The following is a 1,279-nucleotide window of genomic DNA, read 5'->3' on the forward strand; positions in this document are numbered from 1 at the left end:
TGGAAATCTTTATGCCTGACTCTATTTGGCTAGCGATTGGACTTGTTTTAATTGTCGAAGGCATAGGCCCTTTGATCGCGCCAAACGGCTGGCGAAACATGGTGGCACAGCTGAGTGAACAACCGGACAACCAGCTACGGCGCATTGGTGGCTGCCTTGTGGTGGCGGGAGCCGTCATCGCATTTATGATGAGCTAATGTTTGGTGGCATACCAAAACCAACGGTACAACCGATACAAAAAAGGCTCCTTACGGAGCCTTTTTAGATTTCAGATGGTTCGCTTATTCAGCTTTCGCACCTTTCGCGTTATTCATGTACTGGAAGAAGTCACTCTTCGGATCCAGAACAAGAATGTCGTTCTTAGAGCTGAATGATTTTTCGTATGCTCTTAGAGAACGTAGGAAGCTGAAGAACTCAGGATCTTTGTTGTATGCATTCGCATAGATCTTCGCTGCTTCTGCATCCGCTTCACCGCGTGTAACACGAGCGGTTTTATCCGCTTCTGCAAGAATGGTTGCTACTTCAAGTTCCGCTTGTGCACGAATGATTTCTGCTTTCTCACGACCTTGAGAACGGTGCTTACGAGCTACCGACTCACGCTCAGCGCGCATACGACGGTAAATTGACTCACTGATCTCATCAGGAAGGTTGATTTTCTTCATACGGAAATCGACAACGCGAACACCCAAGTCTTTCATTGCACTTTCACGAGTATCTCGCAGTACATCCGACATGATTAGGTCACGTTCACCATCAATTTCTAACGCTTCACGTGCCGCTTCTGTGTTCACTTCATCACTGCTTGCGTCTTCTGGTAGCACGTCATCATTACGTGGACCTGAAACGATTTGCTTGATTTCACGAGCACCGATTTCAGAACGAAGTACGTCTGTGACTTTACGCTCAAGAAGCGCTTCGGCTGTCAGAGAGTTACCACCGCCTGTTGCAAGGTAGTAACGGCCGAAGTCTTCAATACGCCATTTCACGTACGAATCGATGATAACGTCTTTTTTCTCTGACGTTACGAAACGGTCAGCACGTCCATCCATCGTTTGAATACGAGCATCTAACTGCTTCACGCGATCAAACAGTGGCATTTTGAAATGCAGACCCGGCTCATAAATTCGAGTGATGTCGTTGTTGTCTTTAAGAACACGACCAAATCGAACCACTATACCGCGCTCACCTTCAGGAATCACAAACAGAGACATCAGCATCAATGCTAGTGCGATTACCAGTACAGGGATCATTAACTTACGCATTCTTAGTATCTCCCTTG

Annotated in this window: 2 protein-coding genes; one reads left to right on the forward strand and one right to left on the reverse strand. The window is 46.8% G+C overall.

Translation table 11 applies throughout. From position 1 onward, the window contains the following. Nucleotides 1-11 precede the first annotated feature (11 nt). Entirely contained in the window at nt 12-197 is a 186-nt protein-coding gene (locus R7E42_RS24435) for a DUF2065 domain-containing protein (protein ID WP_318073154.1), read from the forward strand. Nucleotides 198-281: 84 nt separating this feature from the next. Here the strand turns inward: R7E42_RS24435 and hflC are convergent, their stop codons facing one another. Then, nucleotides 282-1,262, reverse strand: coding sequence for a protease modulator HflC (hflC, locus tag R7E42_RS24440; protein WP_005460668.1), 981 nt, complete (start codon nt 1,260-1,262; stop codon nt 282-284). Nucleotides 1,263-1,279: the final 17 nt, after the last annotated feature.

Origin of the sequence: Vibrio sp. Vb1337, assembly GCF_033338715.1 — a bacterium.
Classification (GTDB): Bacteria; Pseudomonadota; Gammaproteobacteria; order Enterobacterales; family Vibrionaceae; genus Vibrio; species Vibrio alginolyticus.